Genomic DNA, 1023 nt, shown 5'->3' on the forward strand with positions numbered 1-1023 from the left:
TGCCAAGGTACAAATTCCGAATCTGCTGGACATGGCTGATGAATGGTCCAAAGATACGAAAACCAAGCCTAACAATAAACAGGAATTTATTGATATCGTAAATGACTATGGACGCTCATTACCAGGCAACTATACGTATAATGCAGAATGGTATGATATTTTCTTCACGGATATTCAGCCTGTACTGGACGGCAAAATTACGGCGGCAGATTATCTGAAGCAAGAACAACCGAAAATGCAGAAACTGCTGGATAAAGCGGTGGAGCAAGAGAAAAAATCACAGAAATAATGCGTAAATAGAGGAAAAAAGGATGATGTTAGTGGCTAAATATCATGCTGCTAACATCATCTTCATTCCAAATTAGAAACAGAGGTGAGCCCTGTGATAACCAAATCTAATCTCTACCGCAAAGAGAAGATATATGGATACTTATTTATTCTTCCACCTATTCTCGGTCTGCTAATCTTTACGTTATTCCCGTTTGTCTATTCGTTATACGGCTCTTTTACAGACTGGGACGGATTGGGACAAATGAATTTTATTGGTTTCGACAATTTTAAAGATTTATTTAGCGATGAGCTCTTTTATAAATCGATGTACAATACTCTTTTCTTAATGCTGGGTATTCCAATCGGTCTTGTACTAGCTTTACTGCTGGCACTAGGTTTGAATCGCAAGATTCCAGGTACGACAACATTTCGTGTGATTTACTATATCCCGGTTATTTCTTCGTTGGCTGCCGTTTCTATTATGTGGAACTGGGCATACAACGGAGACTATGGTTTGGTGAACCAATTCCTCGAAATATTCGGTATTAAGGGTCCTAACTGGCTGATGGATAAGGATACGGTTAAACCGGCCTTGATTCTCATGACCGTCTGGAAGGGTCTCGGCTATACGATGCTGCTATATTTGGCAGCCCTGCAAAGCGTGTCTCGCTCTTATTATGAAGCAGCAGAGCTAGATGGAGCTAGCGGATTCCAGATGTTCCGCAATATTACATGGCCAATGGTGAAACCAGT

The 1023-nt window shown here is 40.8% G+C and carries 1 protein-coding gene and 1 pseudogene; both read left to right on the forward strand.

Annotated features, from left to right (window positions below):
• Positions 1-289: pseudogene (locus GRP75_RS27860) on the forward strand (sugar ABC transporter substrate-binding protein); the annotation flags it as partial.
• Positions 290-382: 93 nt separating this feature from the next.
• The coding region (locus tag GRP75_RS27865; protein WP_160790992.1) for an ABC transporter permease subunit at positions 383-1023 on the forward strand (641 nt) is incomplete at its 3' end.

The organism is Paenibacillus sp. OT2-17, assembly GCF_009827695.1.
In the GTDB taxonomy this organism is placed as follows: domain Bacteria; phylum Bacillota; class Bacilli; order Paenibacillales; family Paenibacillaceae; genus Paenibacillus; species Paenibacillus polymyxa_B.